The sequence below is a fragment of the Acinetobacter sp. NBRC 110496 genome (genome assembly GCF_000876115.1).
Classification (GTDB): Bacteria; Pseudomonadota; Gammaproteobacteria; order Pseudomonadales; family Moraxellaceae; genus Acinetobacter.
Genome location: NZ_BBTF01000012.1, coordinates 17287 through 36562 on the forward strand (window position 1 = coordinate 17287; position 19276 = coordinate 36562).

The window sequence follows — 19276 nt, forward strand, 5'->3', positions numbered from 1 at the left end:
CTTTTAATGAGGGTGGGCAATCCCCTGAGGAATCGCATTCAGCAACTTTTTGGTATATTCATGTTGTGGATGGAGGTACAGTTCATCCGAATTGGCGATTTCCACCAACTCACCATGATTCATGACCATTACCTGATCTGAAATATATTTCACCACCGATAAATCATGGGAAATAAAGATATAACTCAGACCAAACTCATCTTGCAGGTCCTGCAATAAATTCAGCACCTGTGCTTGTACCGATACATCCAGCGCAGAAACCGATTCATCACAAATCAAAATCTCAGGTTTTAAGGTCAAGCAACGTGCAATCGCAATCCGTTGTCGCTGCCCACCAGAAAACTCATGCGGATAGCGATCATATGCTTGCGCTGGTAGACTTACTCTTTCCAGTAATTCCAAAGCAATCTTTTTACGTTCTGCGTCATTTTCACCAATGCCATGAATCCGCATCGGTTCCAATAGAATCTGTCCGATGGTAAAACGGGGATTAAGCGATGCATACGGATTCTGGAAAATAATCTGAATCTTGCGCTGGTACTGACAAAACTCTTTCTCACTCATGGCAAGAATATCTTTGCCGCCAATTAATGCCTGTCCACCGGTTGCTTCATGTAAGCGCATCAGTAACAAGCCCACTGTAGTTTTACCTGAACCAGACTCGCCAACCAGCCCTAAAGTTTTACCTTTTGCAAGCTGAAAAGAGACCCCTTTCACCGCTTGAAATTCGTCACGCCCCCACAAGCCCTTACGGCTATAAAATGACTTTTTCAGGTCTTTGACATCTAAAACAATGGGTTCTTCGCCAGTCAGACCACGGACACGTTGTTTCAAGTTTAGATCAGACAGATTGGTGGCTTCGATCAGTTGTCCATTTTCGTCCTGCTTCATAAAATCACTGGTCACAGGTAAACGATATGGACGAGTCGAGAGCTGTGGACGACAATGCAGCAAAGCACGGGTATACACATCTTGTGGTTGTTCCAGCACCTGTTTAACTGGGCCATTTTCACGAATTTCACCATGACGCATCACAATCACTTCATCTGCAATTTCACCGACCAAAGCCAGATCATGGGTAATAAACAGCATCGACATTTCATGACGTTGCCGTAAAGACTCCAGTAAATCAATAATCTGCTTCTGAATCGTGACATCCAAAGCCGTAGTTGGTTCGTCCGCAATCAACAGCTTAGGTTCACAGGCAATTGCCATCGCAATCATCACCCGTTGCTGCTGGCCTCCTGAAAGCTGACTCGGATAGGCATCAATCTTGGTTTCAGGTGCTGGTATACCCACTTCTCGAAGTAGCTCTAATACACGTCCTCGCGCTTGCTTGCGCCCCATGCCTAAATGAATACACAATACCTCGGCAATCTGGTCGCCTACAGTAAAGACTGGATTCAGTGAGGACATCGGTTCCTGAAAAATCATGGCAATGTCTTTACCACAGATCTTTCGAATTTCTTTGGCCGATAAATTCAGTAAGTCTTTTCCCTCAAAGCTGATTTGGCTCTGTTCTGCAATCTGGCTTTGCCCTTTGGGCAACAACCCCATCACCGCAAGGGAAGTGACCGATTTGCCACTGCCCGACTCTCCAACCAAAGCCACGGTCTTGTTTTTAGGAATGGAAAATGAAATGCCTTTGACCGTTTCAATCCACTGTTTATTTTCACCTTTAAAGCTGACATGCAGATTGTCGACATGTAATAGCGTCGTTTCATTTTGATCTTGCATAATTATCTCTCCGCTATTTCAACTTAGGATCTAAAGCATCACGCAAGGCGTCGGTAAACATTGAGAATGCTGTGACCAAAACCGCCATTGCGATCGATGCCGCTGCCAATTGCCACCATTTGCCCAAGATCAACTCACTTTGCGCTTCATTCAACATACTGCCCCAAGACACCACGCCGACAGGTACGCCAAAACCGAGGAAGCTGAGAATCACTTCGGATTTGATAAATGACACCACCAAAATCGAAATCTGTACCAAGGCAATATGACTGACGTTCGGAAAGATATGCACGAACATACGACGTAAATGGCTGACACCAATGGCTTTGGCCGCAAGCACATATTCCCGTGATTTATGCTTCATATATTCAGCACGTATCAAGCGGAAAACGCCTGTCCATCCCGTCAATCCAAGAATTAACACAATCGACAGAATGCCTTTTTGTTGTAGGACTGCGGCAATAGCCAATACCAATAGCAAATAAGGGATCGAGGTAAAAATGTTATAGAACCAGTTCAGTACATCGTCGACCCAGCCACCAAAATAACCGGCAATTGCGCCTAAGAAAGTACCAATCACGACGGCCAATACTGCTGACAGTAAGCCGACTAGAATTGAAGTCTCAGCTCCTTTAATGGTTTTGAGCAATACATCTTGTCCCCATTTATCTGCACCAAAAGCCAAGGTGGTTTTTAATTCTTGTTTTTGATCCAGTAAATGTCCACCGAGCTGCTGATCAATCTGCTGCATATCCTCAGCCAATGGATCAACCATGCCATAGTTATCTATAGGAGAACCGTTTTGTTGTTCCTTTTTAATTTCTGCATTCAATTGTTGAATCACCTCTTTCAAGGGATCAACTGGATTTTCAGGCAAAGCGGCAGCTGTTTCCGTCTTGGTTTTGATTTGGTCTAACTCTTTATCTGCACCTAAAAATGTCGGCGGCGCATAACTGACGGCCACTTCTTTATTCCAGTTTGATGCAATTACCCCCGTCATGGATAACGCCAATAAAATGAAATAGAACAGCACCACAATAAAAGAAACGACAGCGATACGATCTGCTTTCAAACGCCGTAATGCCAGTTGCCATAAACCTGTTGCAGCTGTTGAATCATTTGAAGAGACTTTGCCTTTAAAAATTGTGTTAAGCATCTTCATCCTCCTACTTCAGCTGTACACGAGGATCGAGGAGCTTATAAATCAGATCGGCGATCAGGTTAAAAATCATGGTCACCGCAGCGATATATACGGTAATCGCTTTAATCACTGGAAAATCACTACGTTCAACAGCAATAATAATTTCACGGCCGATTCCGGGAATACCAAAGAAACGTTCGATCAGGAAAGCTCCGATCAACAAGGCAGGCAAACTGGCCATCACTTCGGTCACAATCGGAATCGAGGCATTCCGCAAAACATGTACACCAAGAACCCGAGACTCCCCCACGCCTTTAGCACGTGCTGTACGGACATAATCTTGATTGATTTCATCCAGCACAAAGCTGCGATATAAACGTAGCGTCGGGGCAATACTGACCACCAACATGATCAAAATAGGCAACAAGGCATAATGGAATAGATTTTGGCTAAAACTATCACTCCAGCCCTGTACCGGGAACCAACTGAGTTGATACGCCAAAACATATTGAAATACGATGATATACACCAAGATACTGATCGACATGCCAATGGTACACAGCATCATCACCATACGATCGGTCAATGAACCACGAACCGATGCAACCGCCAACGCCAAGATGATAGAAATGACGGTTTGTAAAATGGTCAGTGGAATCAATAAGGTCAACGATGGCCCTAAACGGGTCAGAATAATCTGCGAAACGGACTCTCCTGTACTCCAGCTTGCACCATAGTCAAAGGTCAGAATCTGCTTAATAAAAATCCAAAGCTGTACATAATACGGTTGGTCAACGCCCAACTGTTTACGGATGTTTTCAATTTGCTCAGGGTTAGACATCTTCCCTGCCAAGATATATGCAGGATCACCTCCAACCCAGTTAAACAAGAAGAAAATCAGCAAAATAACACCCAACATGGTCGGGATCATTTGCCATAGTCTACGCACGACATAAGCAAGCATAATGGCAAATCCTTATTTAACCCGTTGACCTGTAATTTCATTAAAGAAAGCTTTGTTATCTGGTTCTCGGCCTAAAAAGTCTTTGACCAATTGTGCAGCATCTTTCTGACTGCCTTGCGACAAAATCGTTTGACGGTAACGCTGGCCAACTTCCGGATTATTCAGGTTGTCACCAAAAGCAGATAACATATCCAGGGCCAATACCTCAGACCACATATAACCGTAATAACCCGCTTGATACCCCATCAAATGACCAAACTGTCCCGGGAATTCAGTATTCGGTACGTAGCCCAATGCAGTTGCAGACTCCATTTTTTTCCAGACATCCATCGGCTGTACTTTCAGTGCATCCGCACCATGTAACGCCATGTCATATTGCGCATAAAGGGTTTGACGTGCATAGCGCAGACCACGTCCATAATTATGGACTGATTTAAGACGTGCAATCAGTGCATCATCGACGCGTGGGCAAGCAGGATCACAATAGTCGGCCACTTTAGCTAAGGTTTCTTTACGACGCGCCCACTCTTCATACATTTGTGAAGGTGCTTCAACAAAGTCTCGTTCGACTGAAGTCCCTGACTGACCTGAATAACGGGTTTTCGATAAAATGCCATGCAAAGCATGTCCAAACTCATGTACAAAAGTTTCCAGTTCATCACTGTTTAAACCTTTGCGGTTAAAGTTGGTGACCAATACCGAAATGGGTTTACGCTTGCTGAGCGTACTGCCCCCATAAACACCCCACACCGCCGCATGACCATACTTGCCTTCACGCGGAAATTTATCCATGTATAAACCGCCAAGGACTTCACCCGTCTTCTTATCGGTAACATCGTAATATTCAACCTCATCTTGCCATGTAGCGACTTTGGCGGGTTTAAACTCAATGCCATATAGATCAGATGAAATCGCAAATAACCATTTTTGAGCGGCCAATGTCGGGAAATAATCACGGAGTTTTTCTTGATCAATCTGGTATTTTTCCTTGCGGAGTTTTTCACTCCAGTAATTGACATTCCAGCGGTTAATTTCGGCTTGTTCTAAAGCAATGTTCATGGTTTTGGCTTTAAAGGCACGTAATTCTTGTACTTCTTTTTGCTCTAATGGGGCAACCACTTGATGCACATCGGACAAGAACGTATTGACCGTTTTGGGTGTTTTGGCCATGCGCTTCTTTAAAGTCCAGTCAGCATAACTTGGCTGACCAAATTGCTGCGCCAATTCATAACGCAAATCGATAATTTGTTTCAGTAAAACTAAATTCTTTTCAGTACCACGGCGTGTAAATGCGGTTTGATAACGTTTCCGTGCCGCATCGCTGTCTGCCAACTCCATAAACGGTTGATACTCTGGATATTCAAAGCCTAATAAATAATTGCCTTTGTCATTTTTCTTTAGGCCTGCAATATAGCTGTCAGGTAGTCCCTTCAATTCGGCTGGCGTAAATTCTAATTTTTCTGGGTTATCCCGAATATTGCGGGAGAACTCTTGTGAAAGTTTGGTGAGCTCATCAAAAATCGTTTTGACCCGTGCTCTTTTCGCAGGGGGAAGTTGTACCCCGGTATCTTCAAAGGCATCGAGGATATCCTGCCGATATTTACGGTCAATCGCATCCTTGGCTTTGGTGTTCTTAAAACGTTGATACAGCTTTGGATTTTGATAGATTTCCGTCTGTAGTTGATTGAGTTTGACCTCACAGTCTTCTGCTGCTTTACGCAATTTCGCATCAGGATCGACATTGCTATACAGGCTAATCGGCCCTGAAAAATCTTCAAAGCTGGCCATCAGTTGATCCCACTCTGCCAAGACAGGTGCCGCATCAGATTGAGCGGTTACGGTTTGTTTTTCGAGTTGAGCGATGCGCTGCTTTAAGGTCTGCACATTGGCATCACACCATTGCGCACTTTCACTGGTTTTTAAAATTGGTAAAGTCGTTCGGGTATTTTCAGCCCAAATACCTTGGCTCATGCCTAGCGCTGCCAGGGATAACAGCCCCAGTGTTGATCGTTGTAATATTTTTTTCGCCATTTCTCTCTCCAATTTAATCTGTTTGTTATTTCTTGTCTTGAATATCGATGTACATCCACTCTGCGGGTAATACCGGATGCTTTTTATAACCAATCACACGCGGTTGAGCGACTACAGTACGGTAGCGAGTCGACATGAACTGTACAGGTGAATAAAACTCTAACAGCCGTGACATTTTGCGATACAGCAGATCACGCTCAGGACTGTCATCCAGTTTCTGTGATTGCTCATAGAGACGATCATATTCTGGTAATTTAAAGCAGGTATGGTTGGTCGCATGGATATTATTGCCATAGAACAACTGCACAAAGTTATCTGCATCAGGGTAGTCTGCAATCCAAGCGGAGGCCTTAAACATGGTCTTACATTGTTTTTCTGCTTTTAAACCTTCAGCAAATGGAACGGGTTTTGACACCATATTAATTTTGATATTGGTCAGATCTTTTTTCAGCAATTCTGCCATTTGCATACTACGGGCACTACTGGTTGAAGGCATAAACTCAATTACTAAAGGTTTGCCATCCGGTAGAGTCCGCCAGCCGTTCTTACCGACTTTATAGTTATAGCGATCCAGTAACAGATTGGCTGCCTTGACTGAATAAGGAATGCTGCTTTTATAATTTGGATCATGCCCTGCCACACCAAAGGGAATTGGCGACTCTAATTTTTGAGCATTGCCTTTGGCTAAAATACTAATGAATTTATCTTTGGAAATTGCCATAGACATGGCACGGCGCAGTGCAATCTTGTCCTTACTCAAGCCCCCTACCACAGGGTTCTGGATATTCCAATACAGATAGTCAATCGACGGATCTAAGATACGCGATAGCTGGATACCCTTCTTGGCAAGTTCAGGTTTTAATTTGCCATCTTGATCTAAGGCCTGTACGGGTAACTCACCATCCAAGGTAAATAAATCCAGTCCATCTTTCTGAAAAGACAGCCATCCAGATTGCGATTCTTCAATCACCTGAATATCAACTACACCAATCTGCGGCATTTTCTTGCCTTGCATTTGTTGCACGATTTTCTGATCGGCAGGATCACTGGACTTAAAATCCCAGATAAAACCACGATAATCTGGATTTGCTTTCAGAATAATCCGAGAACCCGGTGTCCAGTGTGACAGCATATAAGGGCCTGTTCCGACAGGTCGCCCCATCACATAACCCGCTTTATCCCGATATTTTTCAATCACCTCGCGCGCCACTGCACCCGTCGGTTGATGCGCCAACAGCATCGGAAAATTATGATTCGGTTCTTTTAAACGGATCACCAAAGTATACCGATCAGGTGTTTGTATCCCCGCCATTGGCTGGTCATAATTAAATTTCCCAGTTTTACTGGCTTGTTGAATAAATGGTTCAATGCCCACGATTTTATCTTCGAACAACCAGCTGTTTGGTGAATGTAGATTTGGATCAAGTAAGCGTTTAAATGAATACGCATAATCAGCAGCAGTGAGTTCACGCGGCTTGCCTTGAAATGCAGGATCAGGGGTGAAATAAATCCCTTTCTGAATCCGAATGGTATAGGTCAAACCATCTGCACTCACTTCAGGTAATGCCACTGCCGTTTTTGGCACCAATTTGGCAGGAGAAGCTAAATAATCGTAGGTATAAAGGGTTTCAAATACCGAATAAAGAATATGTGCAGAATATAAATCTTGCGTGGCAACGGGATCAAAACCCGTTTCTGCGACTGGAAAAGCATAACGGAGTACTTTTTTAGGATCCGCTGGGCTTTTCGCTTCTGTAATCGTTACCCCTAGACTTAATGTTGTCCCCAATAACAGCGCCACACTCATGTGTTGCATCGAAAGTTTAAAATTCTGCTTCATCATAAATGCATCACTTATTTTTGAGTTGGTGAAACAATATCTAAATATTGCCAATTGGTATTCATGATCGGATGGGCCTTAAATCCCTGTACTTCAGGTTGAATCAACCAGTTGCGAATCCGTGTATCTTGTAAAATCCAAGTATTGTCTGCTTCGATTTGGCGACTCATTTTTTCATAGAATGGCATCCGTTTTTCAGGGGGTTGCTGCATCGCTTGTTTATATAGATTGTCATAGGCGGCAGACTGATAACAGGATTGATTACCTCGTCCAACATTTGGCCCATAAAGTAACTGCGTGAAATTTTCTCCCTCGGGATAATCCGCATGCCATGCCCCACTCCACATCATGTATTGACACTGGGTTGCAGCTTTTAAGTTATCGGCAAAATTACTGACTTTAAAGTCTGCCCGAATCCCGACTGCATCTAAATTTTTCTTCCATAACTCAGAATACATTACGGAAGATGTGCCACTCTCGGTATTTATTTTTAAGGTTAGAGGCTTGCCATTAGGCAAATTACGATAACCATCGGTGCCTTTTTTATAACCAAAATGATCCAATAATTTATTGGCCAATACCGGGTTATAACCGATGCTGCTGCGGTAATTCGGGTTATATCCACTTACGCCAGCTGGTACTAACATTTCTGCCTTAACCGCCTGTCCCTTTCTTAAAATACGGATATATTCATTGACATTAAAAGACATAGCGATGGCACGTCTTAACGCAATTTTATCTAGGCTATTACCACCAACAATAGGATCACGCATATTCAACATCGAATAGGTAATCTCCGCCTCTTTATTGGCATAAAGACGTATACCCTGTCTTTGCATTTCTGCTTTTAACTGATTATTTTGATCAAGCACTTTAGGAATTGCATTTGAAGTGACCTTATCAAAATCCAGTTGCTTGGACTGAAAGGCGAGCCAACGTGATTGTTCTTCTTCGATAATGCTGATATTGACTTTGCCAATTTGCGGCATTTGCTTGCCACTCATTTCTTTGACCAGTTGATCATCCCAAGCCGTGCCTGTGGATTTAAAATTCCAGACAAAACCGCGGTAATCTGGATTGGCCACCAATTCGATCTTGCTGCGGGGCACATATTTACTCAGCATATAGGGCCCTGTTCCCACAGGATGCATAGCCAAACGATCTTTATAATATTCAACAACTTCACGCGCAGTTGCGCCAAAGCTACTATAGGCTAGAATATAAGGAAAATTATAATCAGGTTGCGTCAAGGTAAATTGAATCGTATATTTATCCAGTGCCTTAACACCTTCAATCTTGGCATCATAGTTAAATGTGCCGGTTTTTTTAGCTTGGTCAACCAGTGCATTGGCACCGACGATTTTATTATCAATAAAAGAAAATGATGAGGCATGATTTTTAGGATCGAGTATCCGCTTAATGGAATAGACATAATCCTCAGCAACCAACTCCCTACGCATGCCTTTAAATGCTGGATCATCAGTAAAATAAATCCCAGGCTTTATTTTAAATATATAAATCTGACCATTTTTTTGAATGACAGGTAGGCTTTCTGCTGTGGACGGAACCAATTTCACAGGGTTAGCCAGATAATCATATTGTAGCAATCTTTCAAAAATCACATCGGCAACATTACCACTGTAAAAATTAAAAGTTTTAACCATGTCAAAACCATCATCTGGTGCTTCAAAAGCAACACGGAGTACTTTATCTGCTTGGGCAGGTGTTTTTGCATACCCCATCGGCATGCATGCAATAATGGTTGAGAATACAGTGACCGTAAAAAAAGTTGACTTCAAATCAGTGCTCACATTATCGTTTTTTAATAAATACTAGACTTTTGCATAGCATTCAACACTACAACCGTTTCCCTTTCAGCATGTCTCATTCCAGTTTTTTACTAAAAAATCATTTATTTAATGATGTTTTACCAGTTGGAAAAATTCAGTCAAAAGAAAAACCCCTTAAAGATCGAAAATTACCTAGCTATTTTCATGCCACTTTTCCAATAAAAAAATAAGCCTGTTTTTTAATCAACAGATATTCCAAGCAGACTTATTTTTGACGCATCTTAAATAAAAGTAACTTTATGCCAAATCATATTTTTATATATTATTTTCCATTTCAATGAAATAAAAATAATAAACCTAATGTTTTATAGCAATAAAAGACTTAATGCACCACAAAAAAGCAAAAATAAAACTTTATGATTCATTTTAATGCATTAAAAAATCATACCTTATCTGGAAGATTATGTTAACTAGGCGACATCTGAAATTGTTTCAACATTTTTAATATTTAGTAAAAATATGAAAAGCTTATATATAAAAACTAAAACACTTTTACACATTTTATTCTACATTAAGCAAAATCTAAAAATAGGGTTTGGCACAGCTCTTGCTAAAACGGATTTATTGAATTTTTAGAGTGGCAATCCATTTAGGGGTTAAATAATCAATGAAAAAAGCCAACTTCGCTCAACCAACTGCTCTGCCAAAAGCGGGCAAAACCATACTCAAACTCAGTACACTTAGTTTAAGTATGTTGTGTTTAACCATGGCTCACGCTGCTGAGGCAGAATCATCATCCGAGGAAAAAGTAGCCAAAGTTGTAAAAGTTGCAGTTACAGGTTCTTCCATTAAAGGCGTTGCAGCACAGAGTGCTTCACCGATCACAGTCGTCAAGGTTGATGAGATTCTAAAACAAGGGGTAACCACAACAGAAGAAGCACTCACTAAAATTACGGCCAACCAAGCAGGTTTTGTTACTTCACAAAACGTCGGACACTCTGGTACTGCAGGAGCAACAGCCAATTTACGAGGAGTTGGCGAAAATAAAACATTGATTTTACTCAATGGTCGCCGTTTGGCTGCAAGTGCATTTGATAGTGGTGTAACCAATTTAAATGTGATTCCACTGGCCATGCTTGAACGGATCGAGATCGTCCGTGATGGTGCTTCTGCAATTTATGGTACCGATGCCATTGGTGGAGTCATCAACTTTATTACCAAGAAACAATTCACTGGATTAAATATCAGTGGTGGCCTTACCCAACCTGAACATAAAGGTGGTGATACTCAAGACATCAGTATTTTTGGTGGCTATGGCGACCTTGAAGACAATGGTTTTAATGTATTTGGTGTGGTTGATTATCGCCATGGCAATGACATCATGGCTAAGGATAGAAAGATTAGCGCAAAAGGCAGCCTGATTCCCGAACTTGGTCTTGATACACGAAGTTCAGCCTCGTTCCCTGCCAATTTCGTTGATTCTAAAAATGGAACCAGTGGAAATCCTTATGCAGCAACAGGCTGTGGCGGTTATGCAGGTACTGAAGCACTTGGTAAAGTTTGTCTACTTAACACGCAAAATATGATCGGGATTGTGCCAAAAACAGAAGATATTTCCGCGATGGGCCGTTTAACGCTGAAGCTAAATAATAACTTCAACGCCATTGGTGAATATGTTTATGCCAACAATAAGGTCTCAACATCAGTCGCACCCGATGTCTATAACGGCAATAATAAAGTGAGCCTTGGCAAGAATAGTAAATATTATCCAGGGAATGGTTTCGTACCTGCTGTTGCTAACCTCAGTGGTGAACCACTTCTACTCTCACTACGCTCACAAGCTGGTAACCGTATTAGTGATACAGAGAATGAATCTCATCGAGTTTTTGCAGGTATTGAAGGTGAAGCATATGGTTGGGATATCAATACAGGTGTCAGCTACGCACGTAATGCAGTCACAGAAACAGCAACCAGTGGATATTTAGATAAAGCGGCTGTGCAATCAGCTTTAGATGCAGGCCAACTTAATCCATTTGGGCCACAGGCGGCTGGAGATGATCCGAATCTTTGGAACAAACTCTCACTTTCAGGAGATTATAACAAAGCAAAATTAGAATCCAGTACAGTCGACTTTACTGCAAGCCGACCAATTTATACCTTACCTGCTGGTGATGTTGGTTTCGCATTTGGTGGCAGTTTCCGCCATGACAAGTGGGATTCTACTGTAAATTCAGATCTTGCTGCTCGCTTACCAAGCCTTGGAACTGATCCTAATAATCCACATCAAGAAGGCAAGCGCGATATCTCATCAGTATTTACCGAACTACAAATCCCACTACATAAAACGTTAGAAGCACAAATTGCAGCGCGCTACGACAACTATAGTGATGTCGGTGATACCTTTAATCCAAAAATTGCTTTACGTTGGGAACCACTTAAACAACTCATGTTCCGTACTTCGTACAGCACAGGCTTCCGTGCACCAACCTTATATGAAATCAATAAAACCAATAGTCGAACTTTATCACCAAATAACAGTGACCCAATTTTATGCCCAGGGGGTAAGGTTGCCGCTGGCGGTAGTGAGGCTCGTGACTGTAATCAGCAATTCGATCGTATGCAAGGGGGAAATAAAGAGTTAGAGCCTGAGAAGTCAACCTCGGTTACCGCAGGATTTGTACTTGAACCAATCAAAAATCTTGTGTTCTCTTTGGATTACTACAATATTGAAATCAAAAATCAGATTTCTGCCCTAGATTCTGCCGCTATTTTTGCAGATCCAAACAAATATCAAGATAAATTTGTCCGTAAGACAGATGGCTCCATTGACTATCTCATTACCACCATGCAAAACATGGGGAATATAAAAACAGAAGGTTTTGATCTAGGCTTAAATTATCTCACGCCCATGACCTCAACTGGACGTTTTGGTTTTGGTATTGATGGAACCTATATCACGAAATACGATTACCAAACCGAGAAAAATGGTGAATGGTTTAGCAACCTAGGGGCATATCAAGATAATAGCCCGATCAGCAATGGCGGACCAACAATTCGCTGGAAACATGTGGCAAACCTAAATTGGTATTACGAAAATTGGGCTCTGAATTTCCAGCAACAATTCACAAGTGGCTACAAAGATCAAAACTCGGACAATCTTGCTGATGGTTATAAGAATCATCGTGTCAGTGACTATACCGTTTATAACGTTTCAGGAACCTATAAAGGCTTTAAAAATCTAGATTTAACACTTGGTATTAAGAATCTGTTTGATGAAGAACCAACGGTTTCCAATACAGTGACTAACTTCCAGTATGGCTATGATCCACGTTTTAGCGATCCAACAGGCCGTACCTACTTCGCCCGTGGCACCTACAAATTTTAATACGTTTCGTCACTACGGCATCACTCTTGTTCTGTCGTAGTGGTTTACCGCAATCCTCTGATTCATCAAAAATTAAAGTGGTCAGTATCAATTTTTTAATTGGTCTCATCCTCCAAACGATGGTGAATCCATGATTGTAATTTCAGGAGTAATTATGGGCATCCCCTTTTCTGAGAATGAAAATCAACCCGCCAAACGCCTAGTCGGCATTGGTCTGGTGTTATTTCTACATCTCATTATCGCCTATATTCTGATGACAAGTTTAGCGACAGACTTTAGCAAGCCTGTCGATAAACCTGTAGAGCTACAGATTATTCAGGACATCAAACCACCACCGCCGCCAAAACCTGAGGAACCTAAACCGAAAGAAAAGCCCCCAGAACCACCGAAGATGGTCGAAAAAGTGGCCAAGATGCCTGACCCACCGAAACAGGTGGAGAAAGTCACCCCTGTGCAAAAACCAGCACCTGCCCAACCGACTAAAACAGCCGTGGCGACACCAACACCCGCGCCTGCTACTGCAAGTCCAAGCCCTGTTGCTGCTGCACCATCAGCCCCCGTAGCAGCTGCAGCTCCGCCTCCAAAACCTGCGGGGATCTCGCGTGGTGTTTCTGAAGGTGAAGCAGGTTGCCAAAAGCCTGAATATCCACGTGAAGCCTTGATGAATGAAGAAGAAGGTACGGTGCGTATTCGGGTACTGGTCGATGGCTCAGGTAAAGTGATTGACTCAAAAGTAAAAAAATCGAGTGGTAGTAAAAGTCTGGATAAAGCAGCGGTCAAAGCCTATAGCTTGTGCACATTTAAACCAGCCATGAAAGACGGTGTACCACAACAAGACTGGTACGAAATCGAATATCCATTCACGATTTCCTAAAGAAAAGCATTGAACAAACAAATTTTTGGAGAATTTAAAATGAAAAACACAGCAAAACGTATTTCTAGAATCGCGGCAATTGGTCTCATTGCAGGAACGACCTTACTTCCAGTTGCAGCTGTTTGGGCTGATGAAACTACGCAGACCACCGCCATTACCACAACCAGTACCGATGCGACTGCACAAGCTGCACCGACACCACCACCATTACCTGCAACAGTGGAAAAAGTACATAACCCTTATGGCTTGGAAGCCCTCTGGCGCGAAGGTGATTTAGTTGCAAAATCGACTTTATTCATCCTGGTGCTGATGTCAATTGGTACGTGGTACATCATTCTGTCTAAAGTGTTTCAGCAAAGTAAAATCAAGCGTCATGGCACAGAAGCGGAACGTCATTTCTGGGAAGCAGAATCGCTGAATAGCGCAGCAGAAAGCTTAAATAGCAATAGTAGCTATCGTTATATTGCTGAAAAAGGCATTCGTTCGACCAAACATCACGATGGCACCTTATTAGAGCGTATTGATTTCAACACATGGGTGACCATTTCTATTCAACGTGCTATCGAAAAAGTACAAAGTCATCTCAGTAATGGCTTGGCCTTCCTTGCAACCGTTGGGTCAACAGCACCCTTCGTAGGATTATTTGGAACAGTTTGGGGAATTTATCATGCGCTGACCGCGATTGGTATTTCAGGCCAAGCATCGATTGATAAAGTAGCAGGCCCTGTGGGCGAAGCCTTAATTATGACGGCGATTGGTTTGGCTGTCGCAGTGCCTGCGGTACTGGGCTACAACTGGTTAACTCGTCGTAATAAAGCCGTAATGGACAATGTTCGCTCCTTTGGTTCGGATTTACATGCGGTATTACTCAGCGGTGATTTAAATCGCAATCACCCAGACCGTGATCTTAAATAAGGAAGAATGCTATGGGCATGATGATAAATTCTGATCAAAGTGACGATGAAGTCATTGGGACGATTAATACGACACCGCTGGTCGACATCATGCTGGTGCTGCTGATTATCTTTTTAATCACGGTTCCAGTGGTCACGCATACCGTTCCAGTTAAACTCCCAGAAGAGAAAAATACGCCTTATGCCACCACCCCACAAAATATCCAGCTTTCAGTGAATAAAACAGGGGATATTTTTTGGAATGAACAACACGTTGCAAATAAGGAAACCCTACTCGCACGTTTACAAGTTGAAGCACAAAAGCGTCCACAACCTGAGGTTCATATTCGTGGTGATCAATTGACGCACTATGAAGCAATTGATCAAGTGATTAGTACAACTCAACAAGCTGGGATTGGCAAAATTGCATTTGTCACTACTCCGCCTGCTTCCGCACAATAACAGGAGGAACCACAGATGGGTATGAATGTAGGTTCAAAAAAGGATGAAGATGAGGTGATGCTTGACGTCAATATGACACCACTGATTGATGTCATGCTGGTGCTGCTGATTATGTTCATTATCACCATCCCGATTCCAAACAATGCCATTAACATTAATTTGCCGAATGGTACACCGCCACCACCAACAGATCAGAAGCCACCAGAAACGATTAACCTGCGTGTCGATGCACAAGGACATATTTTCTGGAATGATCAAGCGGTTGCAGATCGTCAGGCACTTAAGGTTTTATTCGAATCTGTGGCCCAAAAAGCCGATCAGGATCAAATTAAATTTAAACCAGATGCTCAGGCGGAATATAAAAATATTGCAATGGTGATGGCGCTGGCTCAACAAACCAATGTCACTAAAATCGGTATCGTCAGTAATAACTAAATAATAAAAACAAGAAACTATTCTCATAATGAGAGTTTACTCCTGCGCTAACAAGTTCGCTTGTTAGCTTTTTTTATTGCCCTTTATGCTCATTCAGCAATACGCCTTTCTTATTAAAAAAAATTATATATATCAATTATTTTAGTTAATTAAAACCCTTTCAAATCAGTTATATTTTCCATATTCATATGTGAAATTATAGTGATTTTTATTAAATGAGGGTGTCTATAAAAAGTACATTTCATTCATCCAGCCCCAACAACATTTTAGATAAAACAAACATCAAATACGTGTCTTTTAATTAATCATGAAAAAAAACGGTATTGCATTATTACTCACTGCCTGTGCTAGCCTTGCACATACAGCAACGTCTGGCGCCACATTCACCAATGAGCAGTGCCAACAAGATTTTAATTTTATTGCAAATTTTTTATTAGAAAATGATGCAGGCATTCATGCAGATGAATGGAAACAATATCCAGATATTATCAATAGGTTATTCAAAACACAGCAAAATAAAATGACCCAAATTAAAACAGTTAAAGACTGTACTGTAATCATTGAGCCTTTTTTACGCTCGATACGCAAAGGACACCTTAGAGCATCAGATCAATCAATATTTCATGGCTTTCATATCAGCACAAATTCAAGTTCAGATCAAAGTTTAATAGAAACTCAACAACTATCTGAATTAACGTCTTATATCAAAGTCACCTCTTTTCGAGAGGGAATGAAACAAAAACTAGAAAAAGTCATTCAGAAAAATCAGGATAATATTCGTACTGCCCCCTATATCATTATTGATGTCCGTGAAAATAACGGTGGTAATGATTCAAATTATTTCCCTTTAATACAATTATTAGGTCAGCATGAGTACTGGTTTCAGTCACCTAAAATGTTCTCTACCCCAGAGAATATTAAAGCATGGGCAATCTATAAAACATTATTGAACAGTGCTTCACATAACAAATGGAATGATGCAATCACTGCAAAAATGCGAACACAACCTTGGCGTTGGGTCAGTCTATTTGATACAAATGAAATTAGACAAACCATTAACAAAAAAGAAGCTTTAGCCCAACCTAAAAAAATAGTGATTTTGATGAGTTCAGAATGTGGAAGCTCATGTGAGCAATTTATCTTAACTGTAAAACAAAACCCCAAGGTCATCACGATGGGGCAAAATACTTATGGCACTATCGCAGCATCTAACATGCTTGAAAAATTGACACCATCCAATAAAATCTACTTAAGTTATGCAGGAACTTATGTCAATTTAGGCATCAAAGATGTCGATCGTTTGGGTATCCCACCTCAAATAAAACTGCCCCAGCCCCAGAATAAAACGGCCTATAATGCCGAAATTTCGTTGGCGCAAAGCTTGTTGGAAAATGAAAAACTATAACGTCATTCAAGGATGAGACTAAAACTTTTCCAACTCAATCCATTTTGCTTCTGGAAGGTGATGGCATTAGCTCAACAAACCAATGTCACTAAAATCGGTATCGTCAGTAATAACTACATAATAAAAACAAGAAACTATTCTCATAATGAGAGTCTACTCCTGTGCTAACAAGTTCGCTTGTTGCTTTTTTTATTTTATTTCACTGATCATGATCGGAATAAGCTTACTACTTACTTTATAGCCTTGCGGTTTGTTATTACAAGCATCCCCCGTCACTGTGGTTCGAATGACATAAGGTGAATAAGGCATCACATTTAAATAGCCAGAGTTCTCTCGTCCCGTACGACAATCTTCTGCACCTAGTTTTTCATCATAGCGCCCGTTATAAGAAGATTCTTCTACTCTTGTAATCAGCTTAGTACTCCATTGATTTAAATAAACTAGACTTTTACTCGATTCAACCGTGCCCTGTCCTGAGCCTGCGCTTTCAATTTCGATCAGTTGAATCGGCTTACCTTTATAAACGGTTGGATGTACTTTAAAGCTATTCGATTGACCACCAAACTCTTTTAAGATTCGAGCCTGTTTTAATTTGGGACGGGTTAATACATAACCAGCCCAAAAATTCCGTCCCGCATTTTCAAAACTCACGCCCGATAAATAGGCTTCTTCCCCTGAGATCAGTTTTACGGCTTCGGTAGAATCAATCTGAATGGCTTGAGGAGGATTGGCATTTGAATCTTGTAAGTTGGTGATCCAACTAATGATGGTTTTATCTGTTGGTACAGCAGCATGAGTTGTTGAGACTGGAATCAAAAATCCAAATAAGATGGATAGAGCTAATTTATTTTTCTTGTTCATTTTAGGCCTTACTTTTATAAAATCGAAACTCTCAGATGAAATATGATACTCGGAAACGTCATCCACAACCTGCGTGAATTTTGCAATATATTGTTTCTGCGAAATAATAAAAACAAGAACGGAGAGAGAACAGGTTTTGTAGATGACAATGCCTTTGCCTACTTTGGGCGAAACCAAAGTAGGGCGAACCTGAACGAAGTTGAAATATATTTCAACTGAAGCGCAAGACATAGTGGTTTATCCCTAACTTTAGCTTGAACTCAGCGAGACTCTGTGAAGAGCCACTATTTTGATTCTAATTAAAATTTAAGTTATTTAAACTTTTCCAACTCAATCCATTGAGCATCAGGAAAATGCTTTGCCAAATAAGCTTTTAAATAATCTGCGGTATCTTTCGAAATAACTGGATCTTTCGACTCATCCTTTAAGTTATACACCAAAGCATGCAAACTCAAACCACGCTGCTTTAATGCTTCTAAACTCAATAAAGTATGGTTAATACTGCCCAAACGTCCAGAAGTCACCAAAATCACAGGAAATTGATGCTGAGCAATATAATCAATGGTCAACATCTCTGTAGTTAAAGGTACCATCAAACCACCTGCACCTTCTAACAGCACCACCTCAAAACGTTGGGCAAGTTCCTTAGTCGCTGCCTCGATTTTGGCAAAATCCAGATCACGTCCATCCAGACGTGTGGCTAAATGTGGTGAGGCAGGATAAGTAAAAATTTCAGGCATGGTCAGCTTTTCGTGATCTTCCTGAAACCAGCCACTGCCCATAATTTCACGGTGTTTTTCGATATCTTCTGAGATATCTACATTACCTGTTTGTACTAATTTCTGAGTAATAACACGTAGCCCTTGCTCGGTCCAAAGTTTGGCGAGATAGCCTGTGGCATATGTTTTACCAATTTCAGTATCAATACCGCTGACAAAATAAATACGACTCATCTATTTAATCTCCTTTCCCTGAGTTATCGAACTTTGAGGGTAAATTTCATGAATATAAGGATAATCACTCAAACGCTGATCTAAAGAATATTCAATACAGATTTCACTACCTGCATAGTCTTGTATCTGGTAGGTATAAGGGAAAATTTGACTATTCTGCTCATTTCGTAATAAAAACTGACCACTGCTTCTGCCGGATTTCTTAATATTTTTAGCCCAACCACACATGGCTTTTCGTGGCGCATTTTGGTTCATATAATCTGTTATCCAGCTCGCCAACCCAAAAGACAACAAAATCATCATTAAAACTATCCCTTCAATAATCAGATTGGGGATTTGATCTTTTTTCCAGATGCGTATATATCCTAAGCTGATCAGTAAAACACCCAAAATCAAGCAAACCATTGTCCAGAAGAAAGCAGAAAACACCAGAAACATTAAACTTATGCTCAATGCAAAATAACCATGCACAATATTATGTCTGGACGTTAACCGATCTGGCATA

Annotated in this window: 15 protein-coding genes; 6 read left to right on the forward strand and 9 right to left on the reverse strand. The window is 41.3% G+C overall.

Features of this window, described 5'->3' with window-relative positions; translation table 11 throughout:
* Positions 1-3: 3 nt before the first annotated feature.
* The 6 genes from Aba26S_RS08135 to Aba26S_RS08160 are packed head-to-tail and all read right to left on the reverse strand — an operon-like array spanning position 4 to position 9512.
* Complete coding sequence (locus Aba26S_RS08135) at positions 4-1737, reverse strand: ABC transporter ATP-binding protein (RefSeq protein ID WP_043971242.1); 1734 nt, start codon at positions 1735-1737, stop codon at positions 4-6.
* Positions 1738-1750: 13 nt separating this feature from the next.
* Positions 1751-2893 (reverse strand): ABC transporter permease, encoded by a 1143-nt coding sequence (locus tag Aba26S_RS08140; protein ID WP_005239316.1) that lies wholly within the window; start codon positions 2891-2893, stop codon positions 1751-1753.
* Positions 2894-2903: 10 nt separating this feature from the next.
* Positions 2904-3842, reverse strand: a complete 939-nt coding sequence (locus Aba26S_RS08145; RefSeq protein ID WP_004655290.1) for an ABC transporter permease — start codon at positions 3840-3842, stop codon at positions 2904-2906.
* 12 nt (positions 3843-3854) lie between these two features.
* Positions 3855-5873 carry a M3 family metallopeptidase gene (locus Aba26S_RS08150; RefSeq protein WP_043971244.1) on the reverse strand — a complete coding sequence of 673 codons (2019 nt, stop codon included), beginning with the start codon at positions 5871-5873 and terminating at the stop codon, positions 3855-3857.
* A gap of 25 nt (positions 5874-5898) precedes the next feature.
* Positions 5899-7716, reverse strand: coding sequence for an ABC transporter substrate-binding protein (locus Aba26S_RS08155; RefSeq protein WP_005239318.1), 1818 nt, complete (start codon positions 7714-7716; stop codon positions 5899-5901).
* An 11-nt stretch (positions 7717-7727) separates the two neighbouring features.
* Positions 7728-9512 carry an ABC transporter substrate-binding protein gene (locus Aba26S_RS08160; protein ID WP_043971247.1) on the reverse strand — a complete coding sequence of 595 codons (1785 nt, stop codon included), beginning with the start codon at positions 9510-9512 and terminating at the stop codon, positions 7728-7730.
* Between the two features lie 658 nt (positions 9513-10170).
* Between Aba26S_RS08160 and Aba26S_RS08165 the strand changes: the two genes are divergently transcribed.
* The 6 genes from Aba26S_RS08165 to Aba26S_RS08190 all read left to right on the forward strand — a co-directional run bounded on the left by Aba26S_RS08165 (position 10171) and on the right by Aba26S_RS08190 (position 16957).
* A complete protein-coding gene (locus tag Aba26S_RS08165; protein WP_043971250.1) occupies positions 10171-12888 on the forward strand; it encodes a TonB-dependent receptor in 2718 nt (905 codons plus the stop codon).
* A 154-nt stretch (positions 12889-13042) separates the two neighbouring features.
* Positions 13043-13762, forward strand: a complete 720-nt coding sequence (locus Aba26S_RS08170) for a TonB family protein (protein ID WP_005239321.1) — start codon at positions 13043-13045, stop codon at positions 13760-13762.
* Positions 13763-13801: 39 nt separating this feature from the next.
* On the forward strand, positions 13802-14677 hold the full coding sequence (locus tag Aba26S_RS08175) for a MotA/TolQ/ExbB proton channel family protein (protein WP_005239322.1): 876 nt from the start codon (positions 13802-13804) through the stop codon (positions 14675-14677).
* A gap of 11 nt (positions 14678-14688) precedes the next feature.
* Positions 14689-15117: a biopolymer transporter ExbD gene (locus tag Aba26S_RS08180; protein WP_005239323.1), complete on the forward strand. Its 429-nt coding sequence runs from the start codon at positions 14689-14691 to the stop codon at positions 15115-15117.
* Positions 15118-15132: 15 nt separating this feature from the next.
* Positions 15133-15552, forward strand: a complete 420-nt coding sequence (locus Aba26S_RS08185) for a biopolymer transporter ExbD (RefSeq protein ID WP_005239324.1) — start codon at positions 15133-15135, stop codon at positions 15550-15552.
* 307 nt (positions 15553-15859) lie between these two features.
* Entirely contained in the window at positions 15860-16957 is a 1098-nt protein-coding gene (locus tag Aba26S_RS08190; RefSeq protein WP_043971252.1) for a S41 family peptidase, read from the forward strand.
* A gap of 189 nt (positions 16958-17146) precedes the next feature.
* Here Aba26S_RS08190 and Aba26S_RS08195 read toward each other — a convergent pair whose 3' ends face one another.
* From Aba26S_RS08195 to Aba26S_RS08205, 3 genes are all read right to left on the reverse strand, one after another.
* The gene (locus tag Aba26S_RS08195; protein WP_010589903.1) at positions 17147-17818 is read right to left on the reverse strand and encodes a hypothetical protein; all 672 of its coding nucleotides are present in this window, start codon (positions 17816-17818) and stop codon (positions 17147-17149) included.
* 311 nt (positions 17819-18129) lie between these two features.
* The gene (bioD, locus tag Aba26S_RS08200) at positions 18130-18771 is read right to left on the reverse strand and encodes a dethiobiotin synthase (RefSeq protein ID WP_043971254.1); all 642 of its coding nucleotides are present in this window, start codon (positions 18769-18771) and stop codon (positions 18130-18132) included.
* Positions 18772-19275, reverse strand: coding sequence for a hypothetical protein (locus Aba26S_RS08205; protein WP_005239330.1), 504 nt, complete (start codon positions 19273-19275; stop codon positions 18772-18774).
* Between the last annotated feature and the right edge of the window lies 1 nt (position 19276).